Consider the following 23,589-nt stretch of genomic DNA (forward strand, 5'->3'; position numbering starts at 1 on the left):
CCGGCTTTTTTTATGCGATTATCTGCTGAAATGTAGGATATGATAAAGCATTCCGCTGGATTTTCTCTAAAAAACTTGGAGGTGAATGACCATAGCAAAGGATATGATGGTGAACGACGGTATTCGTGCGCGTGAGTTACGTTTGATCGGGCAAGATGGTGAACAACTAGGTGTAAAGACAAAAGTAGAAGCATTGCAAATTGCTGAAACTGCAAACCTGGACTTAGTCCTTGTTGCTCCAGGCGCAAAACCACCTGTTGCACGGATAATGGATTATGGTAAGTTCCGTTTTGAACAGCAGAAAAAAGAGCGTGAAGCTCGTAAAAAACAAAAAGTAATCAGCGTAAAAGAAGTTCGTTTAAGTCCGACAATTGATGTCAATGACTTTAATACAAAGCTTCGTAATGCACGTAAATTCTTGGAAAAAGGTGACAAAGTGAAAGCTTCGATCCGTTTCAAAGGCCGTGCCATTACCCACAAAGAAATTGGTCAGAAGGTTCTTGATCGCTTAGCTGAAGAAACTGCAGATATTGCTACAGTGGAACAGAAAGCGAAAATGGATGGACGCAGCATGTTTCTAACGCTGGCACCGAAAGTCGACAAGTAATTTGAGAAATATCAATGGATCTGTTCGTTAGAACAAAAGATTTTGAGGAGGAAAATTAGTCATGCCAAAACAAAAAACACACCGCGGATCAGCAAAACGCTTCAAGCGTACTGGTAAAGGCGGGTTAAAAAGATTCCGTGCGTTTACAAGTCACCGTTTCCACGGTAAAACTAAAAAACAACGTCGTCAATTACGTAAAGCAAGAATGGTATCAGCTGGCGATTTCAAGCGTATTCGCCAACAATTAGCAGGTATGAAATAAATCGAGGTTGTGACAAAGCTTCTCTATGCTTTGAGAACACCGCTCATTTAAACTTAAAAAGTTTAAAAGGCTGGACTCGATTTTCTAACCAGTCAATTCTTGTAACGAAAAAATAAAAATCCAAAGAAATGATAGATATTTAGGAGGAATTCAACATGGCACGTGTTAAAGGTGGAACAGTAACCCGTAAACGTCGTAAAAAAATCCTTAAGTTAGCGAAAGGCTACTACGGATCAAAACATACTTTATTTAGAACAGCTCAAGAGCAAGTAATGAAATCTTACAGCTACGCATACAGAGATCGTCGTCAGAAGAAACGTGACTTCCGTAAATTATGGATCGCACGTATCAATGCGGCAGCTCGTATGAATAACCTTAGCTACTCTAAATTGATGCACGGTTTGAAATTGGCTGAAATTGATATTAACCGTAAAATGCTTGCAGACCTAGCTGTAAACGATGCAGCTGCGTTCACTACTTTAGCTGACCAAGCGAAAGACGCTTTAGCTAAATAATTAGGCAATTTTTAACTCCTCTGTCTTAAGCGACAGAAGGAGTTTTTTTGTTTAGTAAAGAATAAAACAAACAGGATCCACTTTGCGATTACAGCAAGTGAATCCTGTTTATTTTTTTTATAAAAAATATGTGCTATTTCTCTGTTGGCTGATAAAGAAAGTGTCTGCCAACAGAAAGGTCTGTTGAGTTGCTAGAGGGAGTCTTAGGTGACCCGTCTTGAGTGTAACGAGAGGCATTGGCTGCTGCGTCCTTCTCTTGGAAGATGTTGTAGGCACCTGTGAAAAGGGCAATGCCAATCAAGATTAAACCAATAAAAGTAATAAATGCAAGGCTTGGCGGACGCATTTTTTGAGAATCAAGCATGACCTTTAATCGATTTTGTATCTCATTAGGGTTTTCATACAGAGTGACCGCAGCGGTCTTTTCTTTGTAGGTTCCCGTATGTCGAGTCATTTCAATCAATGTCATCCCGTAGTCATAACGTTCTTCCTTGGTCATCCCTCGTGTAGAGAGCTCATCACATGCATACTCACATTCCTGATTAACGATCTTATTGATATAGTAGACCAGAGGATTGAACCAATGGATACAGAGAATCAGCTGCATGAACCATTTATATAAAAGATCCCTGCTTTTAAAATGACTAAGCTCATGTGTCAGGATATGATGCAGCTGAACTTTTGTCAGATTCGTATGCGGGAGAATGATCGAGCTTTTTCTTATCCCCAATAACAACGGAGAAGATACCAGTGGAGTAGTATATAGCTCAATGGGTGCAGTTATCTTCTTCTCTTCACAAATCGTACTGAGCAAATCAAGGATTTCAGGATCATCAACAGGCATCCAATCTGATTTGATATATTTTATAAAGCTTTGATATTTTGTGATTTTTTGTACCAAAAGGAAAAAAGCAGCAATCAGCCAAATATAAAATAGATACTGATCAACAGGTGTCCGAACGCTGCCCAGTACGACATTGTTCCCGACAACGACATTTTCCCCGACAAAGATTGGTGAGGCACTATTTGCTTCGCCGAAGATCAGCTCATAAACAGAAGTGGCTTCCAGTGAAGGATAAACTGCTCCTATGAGGCTATATTCAGCGGTTACAGGAAGCAGAAATCGGAAGAGCACAATCAACAGCAAATAATACTGAACGCGCTTCGTCACCTTTTTCTGCAAATATGGACTGGCTAATTTCCATATAATAAAGACAATTGATCCTGAAAGACTAAGAGAAAAAAGCAGGTTAAGAAATTGTTCGATCGTCATTCCGCATTCTTCTCCCAATATTCTTTTAGCTTAGCCATCTCATCATCTGAAATCAAATCATTTTCAACTAATGTAGCAATCAAGCCCTTAACTTCCCCCTCGTAGACTTTTCCAACAAACTCAGTTGTTTCCTGCTTCAGGTACTCTTGTTCGGTTAAAACGGCGATATACTCATTCTTTCGTCCTTTTTTTTGAACCTTCAGCATATTTTTGTCCGTCAAACGGGATAGAAAGGTTAAAATCGTATTGTTTTTCCATGTAAATTCTTTTTTATGCAGCTCGTCAACGATTTCAGAGAACATCATGTTTCTGTTCTGTTCCCAGATAATCTTTAATATTTCCAGCTCTGAATCGGATATCAATGAAGCCATCTGCAGCCTCCTTTTTATTTTAGTTGTCGTGTTTTCATTTAAAATCATAAATATTTTTACGATTTAATTATAACATGAATATTGACACAATATAATAACGTATGCTAGTATAACTACATGTTGTAGGTATAAAATGTGAGCGCGCACAAATGAACTTAACAACACTCTCAAATTTAGGGGGTATTACTTGAATAAAAGGTATTTGCTGGGACTGCTTACCTTATTTATTGTTGGCACTGCAATAAATAGCTATTGGATGCTTCACAATTCAGCTGCATCGATAACGCCACCTGACTCATCAGAAGCTGAGGTTTCAGAGAGAAGCGACGAGCAGGTCGAACAAAGCATCCAAATAAACGAAGATATATATGACGATCTCTACACATATGTCAGTAATCCACAGATGATTTCTCAAGCAGCGATATTTGAACAGGAACTCTCATTTGTTGCTGAGGTAAGAGGCGAAGCGATGGAGATAGAATCTCCTGATGATTCATTTGTCGGAGAATGGTATGTCACAGCTTATCTATTAAGAGATAAGGACACACCTATTTATTTGAATATTTCATCCTTAGAGAAGGAAGACTGGCCTCAGGATGGCGATGTTTTAAAAATTACAGGAAAACCAGTTGGCTACCTCTATGCAGCATATGAAAATAAACGAATGGACGTCCTTGATATGAAGGCTGTAAGTTTAGAGGAAAAAAGGAGTAGTACACAAGCAGCTGCTAAAGAAACGATCGAAACAGATGACTATAAAATAACAATTACGGATACAGCAGTATTGTATGATTCTTTTGATGACCAGACCTTGATTATTTATTATACATTCAAAAATAAAAAGAGTACGATTGCTGCTTCTCCAATCAGGACCCATTTTTTCTTTACTCAGGGAGAAAATCAGTTAGCTCATACGATTTTAGCTGATAGTAATGACCAACTTGATTCTCTGGCCTTGAAAAATGATTTGTTGGAGCCGAACACTGAACTGCTGTATTATGCAGCCCTCAAGTTGGCGGAAGAAGAAACACCGGTCAAGATGACCGTCTATGATGATGAATACAATGTATTAAGCATGCTGGAATTAGCAGTGACGGAAGCGAAGCAGCAAAATGAATAGGCATCCTTGCTGAAAAAGCTGAGAGAAAGCTAGGTCAATTTAACTTGCTGTTCTGGTATGAGGATAGAAAGATTTTGGAAGAATGAGCAGCAACTCAAAAAAATTATTACAGGGAGAAACGAAATGAAAAAGAAAGTGTTATATATAGGGATTTTGATCAGCATGGTGACGGTACTGTTTGCCGGATGCGGTTCAACTGCTGATAAAGAAGCCGGAGCAGATCAATCTGCAAAGTCAGAAAAGAAGCAAGCGAATGTTGATGATATTCGAGTGGGACAGACAAAAGAAGAACTGATCAAAGCATATGGAGAGCCGGAGAAGACTATCTCTGATAATACAGAAGTGATTCAGGGACTGACAACAGATATGGCTGATCTGCAAGCAGATATGACAGGGGAACAGGAAGAGCAAGTAAAACAATTCTTCGGCGGTAGTGAAGAAAAAATGCAGGAAGCCTTTACCGACATGCTGGATACGGCAAGTGAAGGTATCGAACTTTTGACATATGCTATAGACGGTAAAGAGATAAATATCTATATTGTCGGCGGGAAGGTATTGCTTAGAACTTTCTAAGCTTGTAAGAAGTGAATAGAGTGGATAGTGGGATTCAGTCAGCAGGAAGTAGGGGAGAAGGACCGGACAGCCGATAAAATAAAAACGGCGGTATCGGAAAATCTTAATTATCCAGCTTGAAGAAATTGAAAAGAATTATAGATCACAGCAGCTTCTTATAGAGAGTGAAGCAGGAAAGCTTAGAAAAATAGGATGGAGTTACAGCAAATGAAATATATTGTAAAACAAAAATTGATTGCATTGAAGCCGACATATGAAATTTTAGATGGTTCCGGGAATGCAGCTTATAAAGTGAAAGGCAGCTTTCTTGGTCGGGAAAGTTTTGAAATCACTGATTTAGAGGGACAGACGGTTGCCAAGTGTAAGACCAATGTGAATGCATTAAGCGTATTAGGTTCATTTCTGCGGTACAATTTCAAAAAATACCATATCAGTGTTGAAGATAAAACAGCATTATCTATTGCCAGATCATTAAATATTTTTAGTTACAAGTTTAATGTCGATTCCTCGCTAGGAACAGTACAGCTGGGCTATGGAGTGACTGGTAGTCATCAATTTACGTTGGATGGAGCAGTTCTTTGTGATATCGACAAGCGTAAGCTGACTATGGGGGGCGATGAATACCATATCGAGATCGACGATGCACATGATCACAGAGTATTTTTGCTGACAACAATTGCTTTAGATAGAATCTATTATACAAAGAGATAGAAAAAGAATAGCACTTCAAATTTATAAAAAGAACGTATATATGGAAGCGATGAGGTAATCTGAACAAGTTCAGATTGCTTTGTCGTTTTTTGCTTGCAATCAGGAGTGGTGATTAATGTCTGAAATAATATTCTCAGAGATATTTAAGAATAATATAGACGAATAATAGAGCGCTCCGTTATAATAGAGAAAAAGAAAAAAGGATGATGACATTTTATGGACCCCCAGATAGGCATGATGTTGCCTGTATTGATTCTATTGATTTTACTTTCGGCATTTTTTTCTTCCAGTGAAACAGCCTACTCTTCGCTGAATAGAATCCGAATGATGAAGCTGGCAGAAGCCGGTGATAAAAGAGCAAAGACTGCATTAGAGCTGCTAAACGATTTCGATCGATTTCTTTCAGCAGTTCTGATTGGAAATAATATTGTAAATATTGCCAGTTCCTCTATAGCGACCATGTTGTTTGTGGCTTACTTCGGGAATATGGGTGTGACCCTATCTACTGTCGTAATGACTGTGGTTGTACTGGTCTTTGCGGAGGTTTCCCCAAAGACGATTGCGAAGGAATCACCTGAGTATTTCGCTTTGGCCTTCGCCAGACCACTAAAGCTTTTGATTGTTGTTTTATCCCCATTGACGTTGTTTTTCGCAGGAATGAAAAAAATCCTAGTTTGGTTGATGCCGAAAAAGGATGGCGGACCATCTATTACAGAAGAAGAATTGCTGACCTTAGTGGAAGAGGCTGTACAGGAAGGCTCGATTGATGAAGAGGACGAAATCCTGATCAAGAATGTGGTAGAGTTCAATGATTTGGAAGTGCAGGATATCTATACACCACGCCCGGAAATCGTTTCGATCAGCAGTAAGAAAAGTCTTGAAGAAATTTCAGATATGTTTCGTGAAAGCGGCCTTTCTCGTTTGCCCTATTATGATCAGACGATCGATCAAGTACTTGGTGTAGTGAATCAGAAGGATTTTTATTACGATGTTTTGATTGGCGAGATGGCACTGACTGAAATCGTCAAGCCGGTTCTATTTATTCATAAGACCATGCGGATTTCAGAGCTGATGAAAAAATTCCAGCTGGAGCAGAGTCATTTGGCTATCGTCGTTGATGAATACGGTGGAACGGAAGGATTGGTTACATTAGAAGACGTAGTAGAAGAGCTAGTAGGAGAAATCTGGGATGAACACGATGATCGTCAGACAGATTTTCAAAAGCTGAGTGAACGCCAATACCTGATACAGGGAGCTGCGGAGTTTGATGTACTTGAAGAACTGTTCGGACTTGAGAATGATACAGGTGCAACGACTTTCGGCGGGTATATCATGTCTACGCTTGGCCACGTACCAATGGTTGGGGAAGTACTTGATGTTGCCGGATTAAAGCTGGAAATCATGAAGATGGATGAGCATCGGGTTGATGAGGTGATGGTAACAGTCACTAAGAATCAAGAGGAAGATAGTGAAGTAGCCCAGCATAGTGAAACACCAGTGCTGGAGGATGGACATAAATTAATATAAAAGAAAAGGCAGAGCCAAAAGTGGGATGCTCCGAGAATCAAGAAGAAATAGACGAAAATGACTTTTCATATTTTCAGTATCCAAGTAGGTACTTTGCCACGTCAGAACTACTGCAGTAGTTCTGATGTGTTAAAGCAATTTCGGCTCAATTTCGAAGGAGCAGCTTTTGGCTCGCCGTTTATTCATGTTTAGAGTGTGGGACAATTTATTGTCTTACACTCTTTCTTTATTATAGGATAATCAAGCTTTTTTAGTATAAGGAGCAGCGGTTTCTTTCAGAACGGCATTCAGTTCTTCGATGTTTTGACGACCGATTGTCTGCAGCCATTCTCTGGCAGCTGCTTCTCCTTGCTTGATGAATGGTTCCACGCCACCAGCCCAAGTCGCCCGTCCGCAAAGAACGCCGTTAAAGGTTGAACCTGCTTCTTTTGCGAAGTGAAGGGTCTCCTTAAATAAATCAGCAGAGACTCCTGCGCTCAAAAAGATAAATGGAATATCTGTTATGCTGCTTTGCTCAAGAAAATAAGCTTGTGCCTGTTCTTTGGTATATACGACCTCATCACCAAAACCTTCCACAAAATTCATATTTACAGGAACTTCGACCTTCAGTACATCTACGTGAAATTGAGGTTCAGAAAAGGTTTTCATCATTTCAATTACTTTTCTTGGTTTGATTTGAGCATATTCTTTCGATTGTGGATCGCTGATTGTATCATCATAAGACAGCAGCTCAAGATAGAAGGGCAGCTCTTCTGCGATGCACTCAGAAGCAATTCTTTCAACAAAGGCCCTTTTACGATCGTTGATTTCAACGCTTTCGTCTACGTCATAATACAGTAAGAATTTGCAGGCATCTGCACCCGCTTCCTTCAAGCGTCGAACAGACCAGTGATCAAGTAAATCCGGGAAGCGTCCTTTAACCGAAGAATCATAGCCAGTTTTCTCATAAGCGAGCAATAAACCGGCTTCCTTATAACGTGCCTTACTGGCTGGAAGACCATACTCCGGGTCTAACAGAATAGAAGAAGCATAGGGTGTTAGCTCTTCTGAAACAAGGGTTTTGAATGTCTCGATTTCTTTTTCATCTGTGGATGCTTGAAAGCGAGTCATCATTTTTTTCATGGCTCCCCGCTGGTCGATCGCTAATGCGGCAATCACACCGTCTTTATTTGCTAATCGCTTCATTGCAGCTTGTTTTAATGAATCATTCAATTTGAGTTCCTCCTAAAGTTCTTCTACAAGTATTTGGTCAAAATAGTCATTGAATTTATCGATGTTGATCGTTCCTGTCTGGGCTTCTAAAGTATTAAGCAGTCCGGTGGTCATTCCGGTTTTTAGTAGATCTGGTAATGATTTCTTTTGGTACAGTGCAGCTGCCATTCCAGCCAGTGAAGAATCACCGGAGCCAACAGGACTGACTGCCTGTATTTTCGGAAGGGAAGCCTTATAATAGCTATTGCCATGCTTGATCAGAGCACCCGCTGCACCTAATGTGACGACGATATAGGCGACACCTTCAAATATAGGGTTTTGAAGATAGCGCATCAGTGTCTCTGTTTCACAGCTAGGTTCTACCTGCAGAAGTTCGGCAATTTCATGGTGATTTGGTTTGATAAGGTAAGGTTTGTCCTTTCCAGTTAATGCCTGCTGAAGGTAGGTACCAGATGAATCCAGCAAAACGTTACAGTTGACTTCGGCTGCTTGAGAAATCAGCACTTGATAAAAGTTATCAGGGAATCCTTTTGGGAGGCTGCCTGAGATAGTGATTAGTTCTGTTTCTGCTTTTAATAGCGCTGCAAAGTGTTCCAAAAATCGACTGATTTCATCATCTGTTATGGTAGGACCCGATTCTAAAATTTCTGTCTGTTTATTTTCGGATAATACCGCAATACAATTACGTGTTTCCCCAGTACAGGAAGAAAAAGAATGCTGAATACCCAGCTGATCTAGCCCATCCTTCAGTAGCTCACCAGTATGACCGCCTAAAAAACCGGTAGCTGTTACTGGAATATTCAACTGATGAAGCACTCTGGTAACGTTCAGACCTTTCCCGCCAGGTGTTTTGGTGACTTGATTTGTTCGGTTGACAGTATCCAGTTGAAAGCTGTCAATGAAGTAAGAGATGTCAATCGAGGGATTAAGGGTCACAGTTAATAGCATGGATGGCTCTCCTTTCCTAGTCAGTGTATTCTCCGCGATCCCATTTTTTCAGAAACTCATCAAAAATATGCTCATCAGCAATTGCTTCTCCCTGAGTTGTTTCAATCTCTTGGATTTTTTTGATGAGCTGTTTATTTTCAGGTGTCGGCTGATAGTCTGTTTTCAGAAATTCCTGAATGATATCACACAGCAAGAGCTCTCCGATGATTTTTCCGCCAAAGGCAATAACGTTAGCATCTAACTCTTTTCTCGCATAAACAGCGGTAGACATATCTCTAACTAGCGCTGCACGTATTCCGGGTACTTTATTCACCGCATTTGTTATACCGACCCCTGTCCCGCAAATGGTAACGCCCATATCTGCTCGACCTGAGCTGACCAGCAACCCAACCTTTCTTCCGTAGATAGGGTAGTGGGTTCGAGAGAAGTCGTAGGTTCCGACATCTAAAACCTCATGTCCTTGGCTTTTTAAAAAATCTGAAACGGCAATCTTTGTATCTGTGACAATATGATCACAGCCAATAGCAATCTTCATTCTTCTTCCTCCTAAAACATTTTATTGAGCATATCTACACGGATTTGGTGGCGTCCGCCTTCGTAATGTGAAGTTAGGAAAGCGTAAACAATATTTTTTGCGAGATCTGTACCGACAATGCCGCTGCCGATCGTGATGATTCGAGAATTGTTATGTTCACGAGTCATATAAGCAGAGCGCTCATCAGAGACCTCAGCAGCAATTATCCCTTGGTGCTTAACCGCAGTCATGAAGCTGCCAGCTCCATAACGATCGAATAGGATACCAAATGCTTCCTCATTTTCCTTGATTTTTTCGACAACTCTTGTAGTTGAATCGATGAAATCAAGCGTTTCTGAAGTGGTTGTGTCCACAACATCAAAGCCCTTTTCCTTTAAGAAAGAATGAATCATGTCTTTCATTTGCGTTCCTTCTTTGTCTGCACCAATTATTACTTGCATCACTTGTTCCTCCTAGTTGATAATTTGGATGATTTTTTCATATTTTGTAAACATTTCCTCTGGAATCGTGTGGTCTGTGATTAGATAATCTGCATCTGATAGAGAATAAAATTTATAAAAATCCTGTTTATCCAGTTTGAAATGATCGGCGATAATATATTTTGTGTGAGCGCTTTGCAAGATTGTTCGTTGGGTAACACCTTCATCTTCATTTGAATTTGTCACAAAGTTGTCCAAGATCCCGTTTACACCAATAAAGGCCTTATGAACTTGGATGCTTGCAACTGTATCATTGGCGATAGTACCAACAAAAGCCCCAGTTTTTGAGCGGTAAGAACCGCCAATCAGTACTAATTCGAAGCGACTGTCATTTTTGAATTTATCAAAAACATGGATTGAATTCGTAATGATTTTTGCAAAGTCGCAGGTCAGGTGATCGTAAACCAGCTCAATGGTTGTACCAGGACCCAAAAAGACAGTGTCGCCTGTCTCAATTTGTGCGGCAATATTTTTAGCAACCTCTTCTTTTTCGGATAAATGGATGTTTTTCTTTTCAATATGGCTTAGCTCCATGAGTGTGAGGTCATTGTTCTTAGCTGCTTTTGCGCCTCCGTGTACACGAATCAATTTACCCTGTTGTTCAAGCTCCTTCAGATCTCTTCGAACAGTCATTTCTGTTACATTGATCTTTTCGGTGATTTCACTGACCTTCAAAAATTCCTTTTTATCTAAAAGATCAAGCAGAGCTTTTTGACGTTCTTCCTTTATCAAATCTAACTCCTCCTTAATAATTGTTTTAAAATGTTCGTTAATGTTTAAATAGAACTTATCATCTATTTTCCTTTATGTCAATGGAAAATCTTTTTGTTTTTCAAAAGAATTGTATTGACATATCTATGAAAGCGGTATATCATTTGTTTGTAACGAACATAAATGAACAAAAACAAACATAAAGTGAGGGTGTACTATGAATAAAGAAGAAGCAGCAATGGTTGGTTTTGAAGTCGTGGCTTTTGCAGGGGAAGCTCGTTCCAAGTTAATGGAAGCATTAAGTGAGGCGGAAAAAGGAAATTTTGCAGATGCAGATCGTTTAGTAGAAGAAGCAAATACAAGCTTGATTGAAGCACATAAATCACAGACACAGATGTTGGCAGCTGAAGCTAGAGGAGAGTCAATAGAGGTAGGGTTCATCATGGTTCATGCACAGGATCATTTGATGACGACTATGTTATTGAAGGATACTATCAAGCATTTGTTCAATATTTATAAGAAATAGCCGAAAGAAGAAAGGAGTTTTACCATGAATGTATTAGTTTCTCGGATTGAAAAAATGAAACCAACGTTCGAAAAGATATCGAACAATCCTTATTTGCGGGCAATTAGAGATGGATTTATCAGCCTGATTCCTGTTATTTTGTTTTCAAGTATTTTTCTTCTTGTTGCCTATGTTCCTAATATTTTTGATTTCTATTGGAGTGGGGAAACAGAAGCAGTCATTATGAAGGCCTACAATTATTCCATGGGGATCTTAGGTTTGCTGATGTCATCTACTGTGGCGAAAAGCTTGACGGACAACTTCAATAGTAAGTTACCGAAAACCAATCAGATCAACACTGTTTCTACAACGGTAGCAGCTATTATTTCTTTCTTACTACTTGGTGTTGACCCACTTGAAGGCGGATTTGCAACTGGCTATATGGGAACAAAAGGGTTATTGACAGCCTTCGTTGTGGGTTTCGTCGTACCGAATATTTATCGACTATGTATCAAGAACAATATCACCGTGAAGATGCCGGAAGAAGTTCCCGGAAATATTTCTCAGACCTTCAAGGATTTGATTCCTATGACGCTCTCTGTTGTTTTCTTCTGGTTATTTGATCTTGGGTTTAGAAATCTTGTTGGAACGAACTTTTCTGAGAAAATCATCGAATTGTTCCAGCCGATATTTAGTGCTGCCGACGGCTATCTGGGTTTGGCTCTGATTTTTGGTGCAATGGCCTTCTTCTGGTTTGTTGGGATTCATGGACCGTCTATTGTTGAGCCTGCTGTGGCGGCTATCTATATTACTAATGTGGAAACTAATCTGCAGCTGTATCAAAACGGCGAGCATGCTAACCGTATTTTATCTCAAGGTACACAGTACTTTGTTGCTACTCTGGGAGGAACTGGAGCAACACTGGTGATTACACTGATGTTTGCTTTTCTGGCAAGATCCAAGCAATTAAGGACGATTGGGCGAGCATCCTCTGTGCCGGTTTTATTTGGTGTCAATGAGCCAATGTTGTTTGGCGCACCAATCGTGTTGAACCCGATTTTCTTTATTCCATTTATTTTGACACCAATCTTGAATGTCTGGCTGTTCAAATTCTTTGTGGATGTATTGGGAATGAATGGGTTTATCTACAATCTGCCATGGACGACTCCCGGACCACTAGGTTTGATCATGGGTACGGGGTTCGCTTTTCAGGCAATTATTTTGATGCTGGTTCTGTTAGTTGTTGATTTTCTTGTGTATTTCCCATTCTTTAAGGCGTATGATAATGAGCTGTTGGAAAAGGAAAGAACACAAGAAAGTGAAGTAGTGGAAGAGAAGCTGGAAGCAGCGGAAGAGCAAGCTGTAACAGCGGCCGCGGCTGAGGCAATGGCAGATACAAAAACAGAAAAGAAAATTCTTGTATTATGTGCCAATGGTGCAACAAGTGCGATGTTGGCAAATGCCATCAAAAAGGGCGCAAAGCAAAAGGATATACCGCTGGATTCTACAGCTATGGCCTATGGTCAGCATAAAGACTTGATTGGTGAGTTCGATTTGATTATTCTGGCACCTCAGATGGCATCCATGCTTGGGGAACTAGAGGAAGATGTCAAGGGCTATAAAACGAAGGCAGTTTCTACCTCTGGTGCGGAGTATGTTGCATTGGCTCGAACACCTGAACAGGCGTTGAATTTTGTATTTGAAACGTTGGCATAATACCACGTGCTGACAGAATAAATAAAAAGGAGTCTATCATGCAGAAATTTCCGAAGAACTTTATATTTGGTGCGGCAACTGCGGCGTATCAAGCAGAAGGAGCAACGCAAGTCGATGGTAAAGGAAAGACTTACTGGGACGATTACTTGGAGGAACAGGGAGTGTTTGATCCGAGTACAGCCAGTGACTTTTACCATAAATATAGAGAGGATATTGAACAGGCACATGCCTTTGGTATAAACGGCATTCGAATTTCAATTGCCTGGACGAGACTCTTTCCTGAAGGAAAAGGTGCCCCGAATCAGTCTGGTGTAAGCTACTATCATGATTTGATCGATGCTTGTCTGGCACAGGGTGTAGAACCATTTGTTACGCTGCATCACTTTGATACCCCAGCCCCTCTATACAAGAAAGGGGATTGGCTTTCTTCTGAAATGATTGAAGCATATGTTGCTTTTTCTGACTTTTGCTTCAAAGAATATGGGCATAAGGTAAATTATTGGATCACGATCAACGAACCGTGGTCAGTTGTAGCCGGTCAGTATATTATTGGTCATTTTCCACCGAATATTCATTATGATATCCCGAAAGCGATCCAGTCGATGCATAACATGATGGTCGCACATGCAAGGGTAGTGAAACTATACAAAGAACAGGGATATTCAGGTGAAATCGGGATTGTTCATATTTTGGAATCGAAATATCCAATCAGTGAGCTTCCAGAGGATCAAGATGCGGCTGTAAGGGAGCATATTCTAGCTAATCGTTTTATGCTGGATGCAACATTCACTGGCACGTATTCGGCTGAAGTGATGAATGTTATCGAAGATATTCTGAAGAAGAACCAAGGGGAATTAAGGACAGAACCGAGGGACTTTGAGTATCTGAGCTATGCGGCCGATAAGATTGACTTCTTAGGTATCAACTATTATGCCAGCCATTTTCTAAAGGCATATGATGGAGAAAGCATGATCCATCATAATGGCACAGGGGAAAAAGGCAGCAGCGTCTTTGCGCTAAAGGGAATTGGTGAACGTGTCAACAATCCGTTGATTCCTACAACAGATTGGGACTGGCCGATTTTCCCGCAAGGGCTGGAAGACATGCTGGTATCTATCAAAGAGATGTATCCGAATTATAAAAAAATCTATGTGACGGAAAACGGTATGGGAGATAAGGATGTACTGATAGAAGAGACGGTTCAGGATGATGCAAGAATCGATTATGTCCGTCAACACTTGGCAGCAATCTTGAAGGCTGTTGCACGTGGCGTAAATGTTCAAGGGTACTTTATCTGGTCCTTGATGGATGTCTTTTCATGGACAAACGGCTACAATAAACGTTATGGTTTATTTTATGTGAATTTTGAGACACAGGAAAGATATCCTAAAAAGAGTGCTTACTGGTATAAGGAAATGGCAATGAAGAATGAACTGGTATAAAGCTGATAAATGAAAAATGGACACACAGAGACAAGCTTTGCTGCTCTGTGTGTCCATTTTTATCTTGCTTCATGCATTCCAGCAGATTAATCCAGTTCTGCTCCGTTGCTTTCAATAACCTTTTGATACCAACTAAAGCTATCTTTTTTGTAGCGCTTCATGTCCTTCAAATCAAAATCGGAACGGTTGATGTAGATGAAGCCGTAGCGTTTTCTAATTCCTTCATGGGTACTGATCAAATCCATAGCACTCCATGGACAGTAGCCAATGATATCAGCGCCATCGCCGATTGCTTCGTTCATTGTACGAATATGATCTCGTAAGTACTCGATACGATAAGTATCATGGATTTTTCCGTCTTCTGTCAGCTCATCTCTGCCGCCAAGCCCATTTTCAGTAACGATCATTGGCAGATGATAGCGAGAATAAATCTCATTTGCTGTTGTACGGAAGCCTTCTGGATCGATTTCCCAGCCAAATTCAGTTGTACCTAAGTGCTCATTTTTGACACTTTGGAAGTAGCCTGGCAAATTGAAGCCGCTTTGCTGGTCTGCTTTTCCAGAGCTGTCAGCCGTTACAACGCTGGCTTTGACAGTTCCTGAATTGTAATAGTTGAAGGCGATGAAATCACAGGTGCCGGCTTTCATGATTGCCAAGTCTTCCTCAGTCATCTCAGGTTCTGCACCGATTTTTCGCAGCATTGCCAAGACTTGATGGTTGTAAACACCGTAAACAGCGGCATCAAGAAATAGCCAGTTTCTCAGCGCATTAAAGTTTTGTGCTGCAAGGACATCCTCTGGCTTATCTGTTTCCGGATAGGCAACAGCGATATTTGGTGCCGGCCCGATTTTCCCGTTATAGCCCTTTTCATGATAATCTCTCATGACCATTGCTTGAGCCACCAACATATGATGGTTTTCTTGGAAAAGCTGCTTATATGGACGATCGCCAGTCCCAACCGCTGCACCGGCAAGCACCATCATGTTCTGTTCATTGATTGTTTGCCAGTAAGTGACACGATCGCCAAAGTGTTCGAATAAAATATTGCAGTAACGAACAAAGGCATCGATTGTTGCCCGATTCCCCCAGCCGCCTTTTTCATCAAGCACAGCTGGTAAATCAAAGTGGTAAACAGTAACAACCGGTTCGATTTCATGTTTGATGCATTCATCGATCAAATCACTATAGAACTTGATGCCGGCTGGATTGATTTCACCGTCGCCATCAGGAACGATACGTGTCCATGCAATAGAGAAGCGGTATGCCTTCAGTCCCAGCTCTTTGAATAGTGCGATATCCTCTTTCATGTGATGGTAGTGGTCAGCGGCCACTTTAAAATCACTGGTATTGTCAGGCAAAATCTTGACATCCTGAACAGATTTTCCTTTACCGTCTTCATCCCAAGCCCCCTCAACCTGATAAGCACTGGTTGCTGCTCCCCATAAAAAATTATTTGGAAAATGGTTTGTCATCCTGTTTCATCCTTTCGATTCTGTGATATAGATAAACAATAAGACATGGGAATGTTCCCATGTCAAGAAGTAATCTTATTAACTTTCTTCAGCGATTTCAATTTCCATTTCTTCGTCGTATGCTTTCTCGCCTTCGACCTCGATTCTATAAGCTTTTAGGTCTTCCATCTTGAAGAATGGGTAGTATAGACCGAAGCTAAGAAGAATCTGAACAACCTGAAGCAGTGCGCCGCGCCAACCTGAAAGCAGGAATCCGGCTACTACCGGCGGTGTTGTCCAAGGGAGTAGAATCCCATTCGTGATAGGAACTAAACCTGTTGCCATAGCAGAGTAAGCAATGATACACATCAAAAGCGGCGCAATGATAAATGGAATCAGCATAATCGGATTCAATACGATTGGGATACCAAATACTAAAGGCTCGTTGATATTGAAAATAGCTGGAGCAAATGACAGTTTACCCAGTGTTTTAAACTGAGAAGATTTTGCAAAAAACAGACAAGCGATTGCCAAACCAATCGTAGCACTTGAACCGCCTAGCTTGATAAAGTTTCCGTAAAATTGAGCATTGACGATATTTGGCAGTACATCTCCACGAGCAAAGGCTTCTGCATTTTCCACCGCTAAGGCTGTCCAAATCGGTGTCATAACAGCGCCGATGATATTTGAACCATGAATACCAAAGGACCAAAGCAATGCTTCGAATAGAAGAACAATCAAAGTTGCCGGAAGAGAGCTTCCTAATGCAAGCAATGGTGTCTGCAGCACATTGAAGATGAAGTTCTGAGCTGTTTCAAACTCTGTAAAGGTAAAGCCGATTCGAATCAAGTTGAAAGCCACAATAACGAAAAAGCCGGGAATCAGAGCAGAAAAAGATTTCGATACATTTGACGGAACAGACTCCGGCATTTTGATTGTCCAGCCCTTTTGTGTGACCCAGCGGAAGATTTCCACTGCCAGGATCGCAGTGATCATTCCGACGAACAGGCCGGAAGCACCAAAGTTTCCAAGTGGCAGGAACATACTTCCTGATTCATCTGAAGTCAATGGTGTTAACACAAGGAACGCAACAATGGCTATCGCCTGTGAGGAACCTCTGTCAACCTGATAGTGTTTTGCCAATTCACTGGCAATCCCCAGAATAACAAAGATCGTCATAGCATTCATTGTCATGTTGTTTACTTGAAGGAATAAGTTCATCCAGTCATCACCGAAAACAGAAGCCATAAAGTTTAAATAGGCATCAGATGGTAATTGTGTAACTAATAGGAATAAGGAACCAATGATCAATAAGGGCATTGCAACAAAGAAACCATTTTTGATAGCGGATAGATACCGATTTGAGTCTAGTCTATAAGCGATGGGGCCTAATTTATCTTGTAAACCGTCCATAAATTTATTCATTTTTTTGTCCTCCTTTTAATAATGATAGGGCCATTTCTACTACTTTTGCTCCGTCCATTCGACCGTAGTCAATGATGGAAATTGTACTCACGACAAAGGAGCTTTCCTGATATTTTTCCTTGTATTTCTCCTCTAAAAAGGAAATTTGGGGACCTAACAGCAGGATATCTGTTTCAGACAAATGCTTTTCAAACTGTTTTTCCGGAACAGCGATAATTGCGACATCAATATTTTGAGCAGCGGCATATTTTTCCATTTTGCTGACCAGAAGACTGGTTGACATTCCGGCAGCACAAGCGACAGTAATATTGATCATCTTCAGATTCCTCCCTTATCTAAACGATGGTACAGCTGAATCATGCGATCCGCCATATCAATGGATGTGATGGCACTCATCAAATGATCTTGTCCGTGCATCAAAAGCAAAGGGGTAGGAAGAACAGTTTCCTCAAGATGGTCCTGAGTCAGCAATGAATGATAATCATGAGCAGTGCTGAGGGCATCATGAGCCTGCTGCATCAAATCTTTTGACAGTTGATATTTTCCTTCGGCAGCCTGATCGACCGCCTGCATGGCTAAACTTCTAGCTGTTCCCCCCTGTAAGATCAAGCCAATAATCCAATCCTCCTCTACAAGTTTATTTTCCATTACAAACCCTCCTATCTAGCTGATTCATCTTTATATAAGCAAGATGTATGCCAAAACACATGAAGCGGATAAAAATGTGTTTACTATAGAGAGATGGCAGCAGCTGAATCACTGAACTGTTTTTTTCTGTTGGTGGGTGCAAGGGGGAAGTGAACGCTGAAGCAGTAGGTTAACCAAAGAAAATTCATGACTTTTCAAATTGAATAAAAAAACTTGGAGATCCTGAGCAGCAGTTGTCAATAGCTGATGTGTTTTCCTCTTTGGAAAAAAATGAAACACATCAAAGCACATTGACCTTTACATTTTATGAAAACCCTTTAAAATGGAAACAGAGAGAGGTGAAGAGATGAAACGGATGGAACTTGTTTATGAAGGCTTGAAGCGTTTGTACGAAGGGGCTGGTATCACAACGAATGAAGTAGCAGAGCAGCTGGAGCTTTCCAGAGCGAATGTCAGTAGTGATTTGAATCAGCTGGTTGCCCAAGGGATGGCTCGAAAGGAATGCGGAAAGCCGGTTTTGTATCATCCTGTGATAAAAATGACAGAGCTGGAGCAGTTTGTATTGAAAAATCCTTCCCTGAAAATGATCGTTAATCAGGCGCAGGCGGCTATTCTATACCCTCCCAATGGACTGAACATGCTTTTTTATGGAGAAACAGGGGTCGGGAAATCCATGTTTGTTTCCTACATTTATGATTATGCAAAAACAGTCAAACGAAAAAGTGAGGACTATCCGTTTATTCGTTTTAACTGTGCTGATTATGCGAATAATCCGCAGCTGTTGATGGGGCAGCTGTTTGGTGTGACGAAAAATGCATACACTGGTGCGGAAGAGGAACGAAGAGGTCTGATTGAAAAAGCAGATGGCGGTATCCTGTTTTTAGATGAGATTCATCGACTGCCTCCGGAAGGTCAGGAGATGCTGTTTACCTTTATTGATTATGGAACCTATAATCGTTTAGGAGAGACCGCGAAAGAAAGAAGTGCAACCGTTCAACTGATTGCTGCAACGACGGAGGCGCCAAATTCGGCTTTGCTGCAGACCTTTCAGCGACGGATACCAATGGTTCTGAAAATCCCTAGTCTGGCAGAGCGAACATTGGAAGAAAGAGCATGGCTGGTTTCTTTGTTTCTTCAGGCGGAAGCCAACAGGTTGAACGAGCCAATCAAAATCACACAGAACAGCTTGCGGGCATTGATCAGCTATCATTGTCCAAGTAATATCGGGCAGCTGAAAAGTGATGTTCAGCTTTGCTGTGCGAAGGCATATGCTGACTTTCTGCTGAATGGTCAGCAGGATATTCGGATACATAGTCCGGAACTGATGCCGCATATTCTAAATGGACTTTATCAGGAACCGGATAAGCGAATCATTTGGCAGAAAATGCGAACGACTGTTGGACGCTATGTCCTTTTTCAGCCGGATCAGGATCTCGATAAGGATGGTTCTTCGGATCAGAACAACATTTATAAATTGTTGAATGAAAAAACAGATGAGGTCAAATCAGGCAAATTGAGCTATGAAGAGCTGGTAAAAATCGTCGAAGAAAATTACCAATCTCTTTATAGAGAAGAAAGTGACGGACGATCCATCAAAAATCTGAAAACCGTCTTCTCAGAGCCCTTGTATGAGACATGTATCCAGACAATTCAGCTAGCCGAGCAATTGTTGGAGCGAAAACTGAATGAGAAAATACAAGCAAGCCTGGCAATTCATTTATTGAATACGTATGATCGAATTCGTCGTGGAGACCACTTGACGATTCATCCGGATAATCTTGAGATAGAAGCAAAATATCCTGAATATGTGATGATTGCAAAAGAATGTCTATTGTATCTGAATTGTTCACTGGATATCAACATTCCTGATGAAGAGGCTGTTTTTTTAGCGATGTTCTTTATCTATAATAGTGACGACAGTCCCGAAAGCTCCAGACAGGTTCAAGTGATCGTGCTGGCTCATGGTGCTTCTACGGCAACCTCTATGACAACCTTTGTCAATCGCTTGCTGAATGTTGAACAGGGCGCTTGGGGTATAAATATGGATTTGGAAGAAAGTCCAAAATCGATGCTGCAGCGATTGAAGCAGCTGCTGATTGAGAGTAATACGACTGCGGATTTGTTATTCCTTGTGGATATGGGATCGCTGAACAATATCGGCCATGAGATCGAGAAGGAGTTAGGCAACCACTGTGCAACGATTGGACTGGTCAGCACATCCCATGTACTGGAGGCAACGAGAAAAGCTGTATTGGGAATTCCCCTTGATGAAATTTATCAGTCTACATTGCAGGTCAATGAATATGCAGTGCCGAGAGAATCGTCGGTTTGTCATTCTGCTTGGGACGACAAAAAGGAATCGGTGATTTTGACATTCTGTGTTACAGGAGAGGGCACTGCTGTGACGATGAAAAACATTTTGAAGAATAAGTTGACGGTCGATGACGAAGCATTGACAATCATTCCGGTGACGCTGCTGCATAATGAAAGTGCTGTAAATTATCTTTCAGCGATGCAGAAGAAATACACGATCCTCTGTATCGTTTCGTCTTTACCAATCAAAACGAGTATCACACAATTTCAGCTGTACGACTTGTTTCAGCCGGAGGCGCTGGCCCAGATTCAGGAAATCGTAGATATAGACAGCACGTATCGCAATATTGGTCAGACGCTGAAGGATGAGCTTTCTGATATAGACAGTAACGAGATCGTTGCTGATGTAAAAAGTATTTTACCGCTTTTAGAGAAGAAGCTGCAGCGTCAATTTCATAAACGAACGATTTTCGGTGCAATTTTCCATATCTGCTGCTTGGTGGATGGTTTGAAAAAGGGTGACAGAGGAAATGATTTTCCGGATCAAAAGATGTATGAAGAAAAATTTGCATGGGAGCATCTAGTGATTAGGGAAGCAATCCAGTCGATCGAGGAAAAATATGCTGTGACGATTTCAGATGGAGAAATCAGTTATATGGTCAGCCTGTTTGTTACGTATCCCCAGACAGCATTAGGCTAAGCAGATGAACAAAAAAAGCTGGTTTTATAGAAATATATGTTCTTTTCTGATGTGCAAGAAAGGATAATAGAGATGAAATTGTTGTGAAAAAGTGGTACACTCACTGTAGAAAGTGAGTGATATGAATGATTCGATTTGCAAGAAAAGAGGATGGTGCGATGATCGCTCCATTGATTCTTGTTATTTTAAAAGACATGGAGCTGCCTATATTTGAAGAAGTTTCAGAAGAAATGGTACTCTCGATCCTTGAAGAGGCCATCGCAGATCCTGCCTATCGTTATGGCTATAAAAGAGGGCTCGTTTATGAGGTAGATGGGAAAGTAGCAGGGATTGCCTTTGGGTATTCTTCCGAAGAAGAACCGACCATCGACGTGCCGCTGAAGAATATTTTGAAGAAATATGGCATTGATGACGAGCTTGAGCTGTTTGTCGATCCGGAAACATTGCCGAATGAATGGTATTTAGATACGATTTCTGTAGCAGCAGACTTTAGAGGGATGGGCGTCGGCTCTAAGCTGTTGGATGCACTCCCTGAAATGGCGGAGCGAGAAGGAAAGAAAGTGATTGGGTTGAGCGTAGATGAGGCTAATCCTAATGCCAAGCGTTTATATGAGCGCCACGGTTTCAAGGCAGTCGAAGAACGCATGATCAGTGGTCATCTTTATGAGCATATGCAGAAAAATATTTTAGAAAAATAAAAAAGAGGCTGAGACAGAAGTGTTTAGCTACAAGCAATAAGCCGGAATTCACGAAAATTGTTTCACCAATTTTTGTTGAATTCCGGCTTATTGTCGTAGGAGCTGCTTCTGACTCGCCGTTTATTCGGATTTAGGGTATGGGAAAGAGTGGCAACAGATTATTGTCCCACTCTCTTCTCTATTTGGAAAGCGGTACGAACACAATTTTTAAATCAAAGGATGACCGAAAGCTTATAGAACAAGCGCCGCATATCGCATTTCAATTCTCAGAGCTGTCAGCTTTTGCATCGATTGCTTCCATCAACAAGAACCCCAACCGATACCAATCATCGGCTGCTGTTTCTGGTTGTTGTCTTTTTTTTTATTATAAAGCCAGTAATCAAGGACTGCGGCGATACAGATACATAGTGGTGCGTCCTCATCCTTCTCTACCTCCAAGGAAAAGTAGTTCCCGGAAAATAAAGTGGCTTTACTCATTTCCATGATTTTATGACTGTTATGATGGATCGTATAGTAATGGTTTCGAATGTCCCCGATCACTGTCCAGTGAAGTTGATTTATATAGTAAAAATCTGCATTCAGATTCAACAGCTTTTTAAGTGTTCCAACTTTTTCAAATCCTTTATAAAGATCGAAGCGAGTACCGAAGAAAAACGAAAGCTGTTTGATGCTGGCAACTAGTTCACCGTTCATAGCATAGAGGGATAGAGCGTCTCCTCGAGTGCCCCAGCGTCCCACCAGCAAAAAGAGTGATTTGCCATCCTCATCTTTTACAATAGTTCGAGTCACGTTGCTCAATTGTTGTTCCTGAATAAAGTATTCAGACACGAAGCTCCACCTCTTTTCAGATTCACCGACAAAAATTATAAATCTTCACGAATCGACCGTAAAATCGCTTCACCTACGCCATTTTCCAAGTTTGTTGATGTGACATATTTTGCATATTCCTTTACTTCTACCTCAGCATTACCCATTGCAAAGCTGACGCCTGCCCATTGCAGCATACTAACATCATTGAAATTATCGCCGATCGTCATGACCTGCTCCGCATCGATGCCGCGTAATTTTGCAACGTGTGCAACTGCAATACCCTTTTGGGCATTTTTATGGTTGATTTCAATGTTGTTCTGAGCAGAAGAAGTAACAACCACATTCGATAGTTTTTCGATCTCCATACCGGCAGGACCGAGTACCTTAGGCCCGTCGATGCTGAAGCCAATAATTTTCAGTATTTCAATATCATCACGCTTTATCACTTCACTCATATCATCGACATAAGTGATTTTTAATAGAGATAAATGAGCCGCCGCCATTGCAATGGCCACCTTATAGGTAAGGTGAGGCATCGTTTCAGCAATGTGAGCTGCGAAATTTTCAATTCTCTTTTCTTGATGTTCTGAGAAGATTCCTTCATTTGTAGAAATCTCATAATAGATATTATTTTGATCAAGGAGATCAAGAGCCTTCAAGGCTGTATCTTTTTCAATTCCGGCAGTGAAGATTGTCTTTCCTTGTTTATCAAAAACCTGAGCTCCGTTTAGTGTGATCATGGCACAATCGATCCCGGCTTCTTCCAGTGCAGGCTGAGCCTCTGAATACGCTCGGCCGGTAGCGACCATAAATTCGATACCCTGACGAGCTGCTTCACGAATAGCAGAAGCGTTGTCATCGGAAATGGCCATTTTGGAATCCAGCAATGTACCATCCATATCTGAAGCTATTAACTTAATCATAAACTATTTCCACCTCATTCATTTTACATACCTATAGTTTACCATGTTTTCAGTCTAACTGTTATAATAAAATTCCCTTGTAACTTTTAATAAAGTTGGTTATTCTAGTTAGGT

At 41.0% G+C, this 23,589-nt stretch carries 25 protein-coding genes and 1 other annotated feature (1 of these 26 running past the window's edge); of the genes, 12 read left to right on the forward strand and 13 right to left on the reverse strand.

Features of this window, described 5'->3' with window-relative positions; genetic code table 11:
* Positions 1–19, forward strand: a sequence feature (ribosomal protein L20 leader region) (it extends 115 nt beyond the left edge of the window).
* 66 nt (positions 20–85) lie between these two features.
* From infC to rplT, 3 genes are all read left to right on the forward strand, one after another.
* The gene (infC, locus tag I6N96_RS11690; protein WP_202055945.1) at positions 86–607 is read left to right on the forward strand and encodes a translation initiation factor IF-3; all 522 of its coding nucleotides are present in this window, start codon (positions 86–88) and stop codon (positions 605–607) included.
* Positions 608–668: 61 nt separating this feature from the next.
* Positions 669–869 carry a 50S ribosomal protein L35 gene (gene rpmI / locus I6N96_RS11695; protein WP_086350119.1) on the forward strand — a complete coding sequence of 67 codons (201 nt, stop codon included), beginning with the start codon at positions 669–671 and terminating at the stop codon, positions 867–869.
* Between the two features lie 155 nt (positions 870–1,024).
* A complete protein-coding gene (gene rplT, locus I6N96_RS11700; RefSeq protein WP_086350120.1) occupies positions 1,025–1,384 on the forward strand; it encodes a 50S ribosomal protein L20 in 360 nt (119 codons plus the stop codon).
* 133 nt (positions 1,385–1,517) lie between these two features.
* Here rplT and I6N96_RS11705 read toward each other — a convergent pair whose 3' ends face one another.
* Both I6N96_RS11705 and I6N96_RS11710 read right to left on the reverse strand, forming a co-directional pair.
* Complete coding sequence (locus tag I6N96_RS11705) at positions 1,518–2,657, reverse strand: M56 family metallopeptidase (RefSeq protein ID WP_209557716.1); 1,140 nt, start codon at positions 2,655–2,657, stop codon at positions 1,518–1,520.
* On the reverse strand, positions 2,654–3,028 hold the full coding sequence (locus I6N96_RS11710) for a BlaI/MecI/CopY family transcriptional regulator (RefSeq protein ID WP_209557717.1): 375 nt from the start codon (positions 3,026–3,028) through the stop codon (positions 2,654–2,656). Before I6N96_RS11710 ends, I6N96_RS11705 begins: the two co-directional genes overlap by 4 nt.
* 187 nt (positions 3,029–3,215) lie before the next feature.
* Here I6N96_RS11710 and I6N96_RS11715 point away from each other — a divergent pair, with 187 nt between their 5' ends.
* The 4 genes from I6N96_RS11715 to I6N96_RS11730 all read left to right on the forward strand — a co-directional run bounded on the left by I6N96_RS11715 (position 3,216) and on the right by I6N96_RS11730 (position 6,959).
* A complete protein-coding gene (locus I6N96_RS11715; RefSeq protein ID WP_209557718.1) occupies positions 3,216–4,148 on the forward strand; it encodes a DUF5067 domain-containing protein in 933 nt (310 codons plus the stop codon).
* 123 nt (positions 4,149–4,271) lie between these two features.
* Positions 4,272–4,721, forward strand: a complete 450-nt coding sequence (locus I6N96_RS11720) for a hypothetical protein (protein WP_209557719.1) — start codon at positions 4,272–4,274, stop codon at positions 4,719–4,721.
* Positions 4,722–4,928: 207 nt separating this feature from the next.
* Positions 4,929–5,432 (forward strand): LURP-one-related/scramblase family protein, encoded by a 504-nt coding sequence (locus tag I6N96_RS11725; protein ID WP_209557720.1) that lies wholly within the window; start codon positions 4,929–4,931, stop codon positions 5,430–5,432.
* 216 nt (positions 5,433–5,648) lie between these two features.
* Positions 5,649–6,959 carry a hemolysin family protein gene (locus tag I6N96_RS11730; RefSeq protein ID WP_209557721.1) on the forward strand — a complete coding sequence of 437 codons (1,311 nt, stop codon included), beginning with the start codon at positions 5,649–5,651 and terminating at the stop codon, positions 6,957–6,959.
* 240 nt (positions 6,960–7,199) lie between these two features.
* Here the strand turns inward: I6N96_RS11730 and lacD are convergent, their stop codons facing one another.
* Genes lacD through I6N96_RS11755 form a run of 5 tightly spaced genes read right to left on the reverse strand, consistent with a single transcriptional unit; the run spans position 7,200 to position 10,865 of the window.
* On the reverse strand, positions 7,200–8,171 hold the full coding sequence (lacD, locus tag I6N96_RS11735) for a tagatose-bisphosphate aldolase (RefSeq protein ID WP_283811194.1): 972 nt from the start codon (positions 8,169–8,171) through the stop codon (positions 7,200–7,202).
* A gap of 12 nt (positions 8,172–8,183) precedes the next feature.
* Positions 8,184–9,119, reverse strand: a complete 936-nt coding sequence (locus I6N96_RS11740) for a hexose kinase (protein WP_209557722.1) — start codon at positions 9,117–9,119, stop codon at positions 8,184–8,186.
* Positions 9,120–9,135: 16 nt separating this feature from the next.
* Complete coding sequence (gene lacB, locus I6N96_RS11745; RefSeq protein WP_209557723.1) at positions 9,136–9,654, reverse strand: galactose-6-phosphate isomerase subunit LacB; 519 nt, start codon at positions 9,652–9,654, stop codon at positions 9,136–9,138.
* An 11-nt stretch (positions 9,655–9,665) separates the two neighbouring features.
* The gene (gene lacA, locus I6N96_RS11750; RefSeq protein ID WP_209557761.1) at positions 9,666–10,094 is read right to left on the reverse strand and encodes a galactose-6-phosphate isomerase subunit LacA; all 429 of its coding nucleotides are present in this window, start codon (positions 10,092–10,094) and stop codon (positions 9,666–9,668) included.
* A gap of 12 nt (positions 10,095–10,106) precedes the next feature.
* Positions 10,107–10,865: a DeoR/GlpR family DNA-binding transcription regulator gene (locus I6N96_RS11755; RefSeq protein WP_209557724.1), complete on the reverse strand. Its 759-nt coding sequence runs from the start codon at positions 10,863–10,865 to the stop codon at positions 10,107–10,109.
* A 196-nt stretch (positions 10,866–11,061) separates the two neighbouring features.
* On the opposite strand from I6N96_RS11755, the gene I6N96_RS11760 reads away from it, so the two are divergent.
* The 3 genes from I6N96_RS11760 to lacG are packed head-to-tail and all read left to right on the forward strand — an operon-like array spanning position 11,062 to position 14,507.
* Positions 11,062–11,370: a PTS lactose/cellobiose transporter subunit IIA gene (locus I6N96_RS11760; protein WP_209557725.1), complete on the forward strand. Its 309-nt coding sequence runs from the start codon at positions 11,062–11,064 to the stop codon at positions 11,368–11,370.
* Between the two features lie 24 nt (positions 11,371–11,394).
* Positions 11,395–13,065 (forward strand): lactose-specific PTS transporter subunit EIIC, encoded by a 1,671-nt coding sequence (locus I6N96_RS11765; protein WP_209557726.1) that lies wholly within the window; start codon positions 11,395–11,397, stop codon positions 13,063–13,065.
* A gap of 38 nt (positions 13,066–13,103) precedes the next feature.
* Positions 13,104–14,507, forward strand: coding sequence for a 6-phospho-beta-galactosidase (gene lacG / locus I6N96_RS11770; protein WP_209557727.1), 1,404 nt, complete (start codon positions 13,104–13,106; stop codon positions 14,505–14,507).
* An 86-nt stretch (positions 14,508–14,593) separates the two neighbouring features.
* On the opposite strand, the gene I6N96_RS11775 is transcribed toward lacG, so the two are convergent.
* From I6N96_RS11775 to I6N96_RS11790, 4 genes are all read right to left on the reverse strand, one after another.
* Positions 14,594–15,979 (reverse strand): glycoside hydrolase family 1 protein, encoded by a 1,386-nt coding sequence (locus I6N96_RS11775; RefSeq protein ID WP_209557728.1) that lies wholly within the window; start codon positions 15,977–15,979, stop codon positions 14,594–14,596.
* Positions 15,980–16,057: 78 nt separating this feature from the next.
* Positions 16,058–17,383, reverse strand: a complete 1,326-nt coding sequence (gene celB, locus I6N96_RS11780) for a PTS cellobiose transporter subunit IIC (protein WP_209557729.1) — start codon at positions 17,381–17,383, stop codon at positions 16,058–16,060.
* On the reverse strand, positions 17,376–17,699 hold the full coding sequence (locus I6N96_RS11785; protein WP_209557730.1) for a PTS sugar transporter subunit IIB: 324 nt from the start codon (positions 17,697–17,699) through the stop codon (positions 17,376–17,378). Before I6N96_RS11785 ends, celB begins: the two co-directional genes overlap by 8 nt.
* Positions 17,700–17,701: 2 nt before the next feature.
* Positions 17,702–18,031, reverse strand: coding sequence for a PTS lactose/cellobiose transporter subunit IIA (locus I6N96_RS11790; RefSeq protein WP_209557731.1), 330 nt, complete (start codon positions 18,029–18,031; stop codon positions 17,702–17,704).
* Between the two features lie 346 nt (positions 18,032–18,377).
* Between I6N96_RS11790 and I6N96_RS11795 the strand changes: the two genes are divergently transcribed.
* Together I6N96_RS11795 and I6N96_RS11800 are read left to right on the forward strand one after the other, a co-directional pair.
* On the forward strand, positions 18,378–21,044 hold the full coding sequence (locus tag I6N96_RS11795; RefSeq protein ID WP_209557732.1) for a sigma-54-dependent transcriptional regulator: 2,667 nt from the start codon (positions 18,378–18,380) through the stop codon (positions 21,042–21,044).
* Between the two features lie 125 nt (positions 21,045–21,169).
* Positions 21,170–21,742 carry a GNAT family N-acetyltransferase gene (locus I6N96_RS11800; RefSeq protein ID WP_209557733.1) on the forward strand — a complete coding sequence of 191 codons (573 nt, stop codon included), beginning with the start codon at positions 21,170–21,172 and terminating at the stop codon, positions 21,740–21,742.
* 300 nt (positions 21,743–22,042) lie between these two features.
* Here I6N96_RS11800 and I6N96_RS11805 read toward each other — a convergent pair whose 3' ends face one another.
* Both I6N96_RS11805 and I6N96_RS11810 read right to left on the reverse strand, forming a co-directional pair.
* Positions 22,043–22,570: an LURP-one-related/scramblase family protein gene (locus I6N96_RS11805; RefSeq protein WP_209557734.1), complete on the reverse strand. Its 528-nt coding sequence runs from the start codon at positions 22,568–22,570 to the stop codon at positions 22,043–22,045.
* Positions 22,571–22,605: 35 nt separating this feature from the next.
* Positions 22,606–23,475 carry a Cof-type HAD-IIB family hydrolase gene (locus I6N96_RS11810; protein WP_209557735.1) on the reverse strand — a complete coding sequence of 290 codons (870 nt, stop codon included), beginning with the start codon at positions 23,473–23,475 and terminating at the stop codon, positions 22,606–22,608.
* Between the last annotated feature and the right edge of the window lie 114 nt (positions 23,476–23,589).

This window comes from Enterococcus larvae, from assembly GCF_017830045.1.
GTDB lineage: Bacteria > Bacillota > Bacilli > Lactobacillales > Enterococcaceae > Enterococcus_L > Enterococcus_L larvae.

What these genes read in the sequence shown, in the direction of transcription:
- infC (WP_202055945.1), top strand. Translation starts at nt 86, where the DNA reads ATGACCATAGCAAAGGATATGATGGTGAACGACGGTATTCGTGCGCGT.
- rpmI (WP_086350119.1), top strand. Translation starts at nt 669, where the DNA reads ATGCCAAAACAAAAAACACACCGCGGATCAGCAAAACGCTTCAAGCGT.
- rplT (WP_086350120.1), top strand. Translation starts at nt 1,025, where the DNA reads ATGGCACGTGTTAAAGGTGGAACAGTAACCCGTAAACGTCGTAAAAAA.
- I6N96_RS11705 (WP_209557716.1), bottom strand. Translation starts at nt 2,657, where the DNA reads ATGACGATCGAACAATTTCTTAACCTGCTTTTTTCTCTTAGTCTTTCA.
- I6N96_RS11710 (WP_209557717.1), bottom strand. Translation starts at nt 3,028, where the DNA reads ATGGCTTCATTGATATCCGATTCAGAGCTGGAAATATTAAAGATTATC.
- I6N96_RS11720 (WP_209557719.1), top strand. Translation starts at nt 4,272, where the DNA reads ATGAAAAAGAAAGTGTTATATATAGGGATTTTGATCAGCATGGTGACG.
- I6N96_RS11725 (WP_209557720.1), top strand. Translation starts at nt 4,929, where the DNA reads ATGAAATATATTGTAAAACAAAAATTGATTGCATTGAAGCCGACATAT.
- I6N96_RS11730 (WP_209557721.1), top strand. Translation starts at nt 5,649, where the DNA reads ATGGACCCCCAGATAGGCATGATGTTGCCTGTATTGATTCTATTGATT.
- I6N96_RS11740 (WP_209557722.1), bottom strand. Translation starts at nt 9,119, where the DNA reads ATGCTATTAACTGTGACCCTTAATCCCTCGATTGACATCTCTTACTTC.
- lacB (WP_209557723.1), bottom strand. Translation starts at nt 9,654, where the DNA reads ATGAAGATTGCTATTGGCTGTGATCATATTGTCACAGATACAAAGATT.
- lacA (WP_209557761.1), bottom strand. Translation starts at nt 10,094, where the DNA reads ATGCAAGTAATAATTGGTGCAGACAAAGAAGGAACGCAAATGAAAGAC.
- I6N96_RS11760 (WP_209557725.1), top strand. Translation starts at nt 11,062, where the DNA reads ATGAATAAAGAAGAAGCAGCAATGGTTGGTTTTGAAGTCGTGGCTTTT.
- I6N96_RS11765 (WP_209557726.1), top strand. Translation starts at nt 11,395, where the DNA reads ATGAATGTATTAGTTTCTCGGATTGAAAAAATGAAACCAACGTTCGAA.
- lacG (WP_209557727.1), top strand. Translation starts at nt 13,104, where the DNA reads ATGCAGAAATTTCCGAAGAACTTTATATTTGGTGCGGCAACTGCGGCG.
- I6N96_RS11775 (WP_209557728.1), bottom strand. Translation starts at nt 15,979, where the DNA reads ATGACAAACCATTTTCCAAATAATTTTTTATGGGGAGCAGCAACCAGT.
- celB (WP_209557729.1), bottom strand. Translation starts at nt 17,383, where the DNA reads ATGAATAAATTTATGGACGGTTTACAAGATAAATTAGGCCCCATCGCT.
- I6N96_RS11785 (WP_209557730.1), bottom strand. Translation starts at nt 17,699, where the DNA reads ATGATCAATATTACTGTCGCTTGTGCTGCCGGAATGTCAACCAGTCTT.
- I6N96_RS11790 (WP_209557731.1), bottom strand. Translation starts at nt 18,031, where the DNA reads ATGGAAAATAAACTTGTAGAGGAGGATTGGATTATTGGCTTGATCTTA.
- I6N96_RS11795 (WP_209557732.1), top strand. Translation starts at nt 18,378, where the DNA reads ATGAAACGGATGGAACTTGTTTATGAAGGCTTGAAGCGTTTGTACGAA.
- I6N96_RS11800 (WP_209557733.1), top strand. Translation starts at nt 21,170, where the DNA reads ATGATTCGATTTGCAAGAAAAGAGGATGGTGCGATGATCGCTCCATTG.
- I6N96_RS11810 (WP_209557735.1), bottom strand. Translation starts at nt 23,475, where the DNA reads ATGATTAAGTTAATAGCTTCAGATATGGATGGTACATTGCTGGATTCC.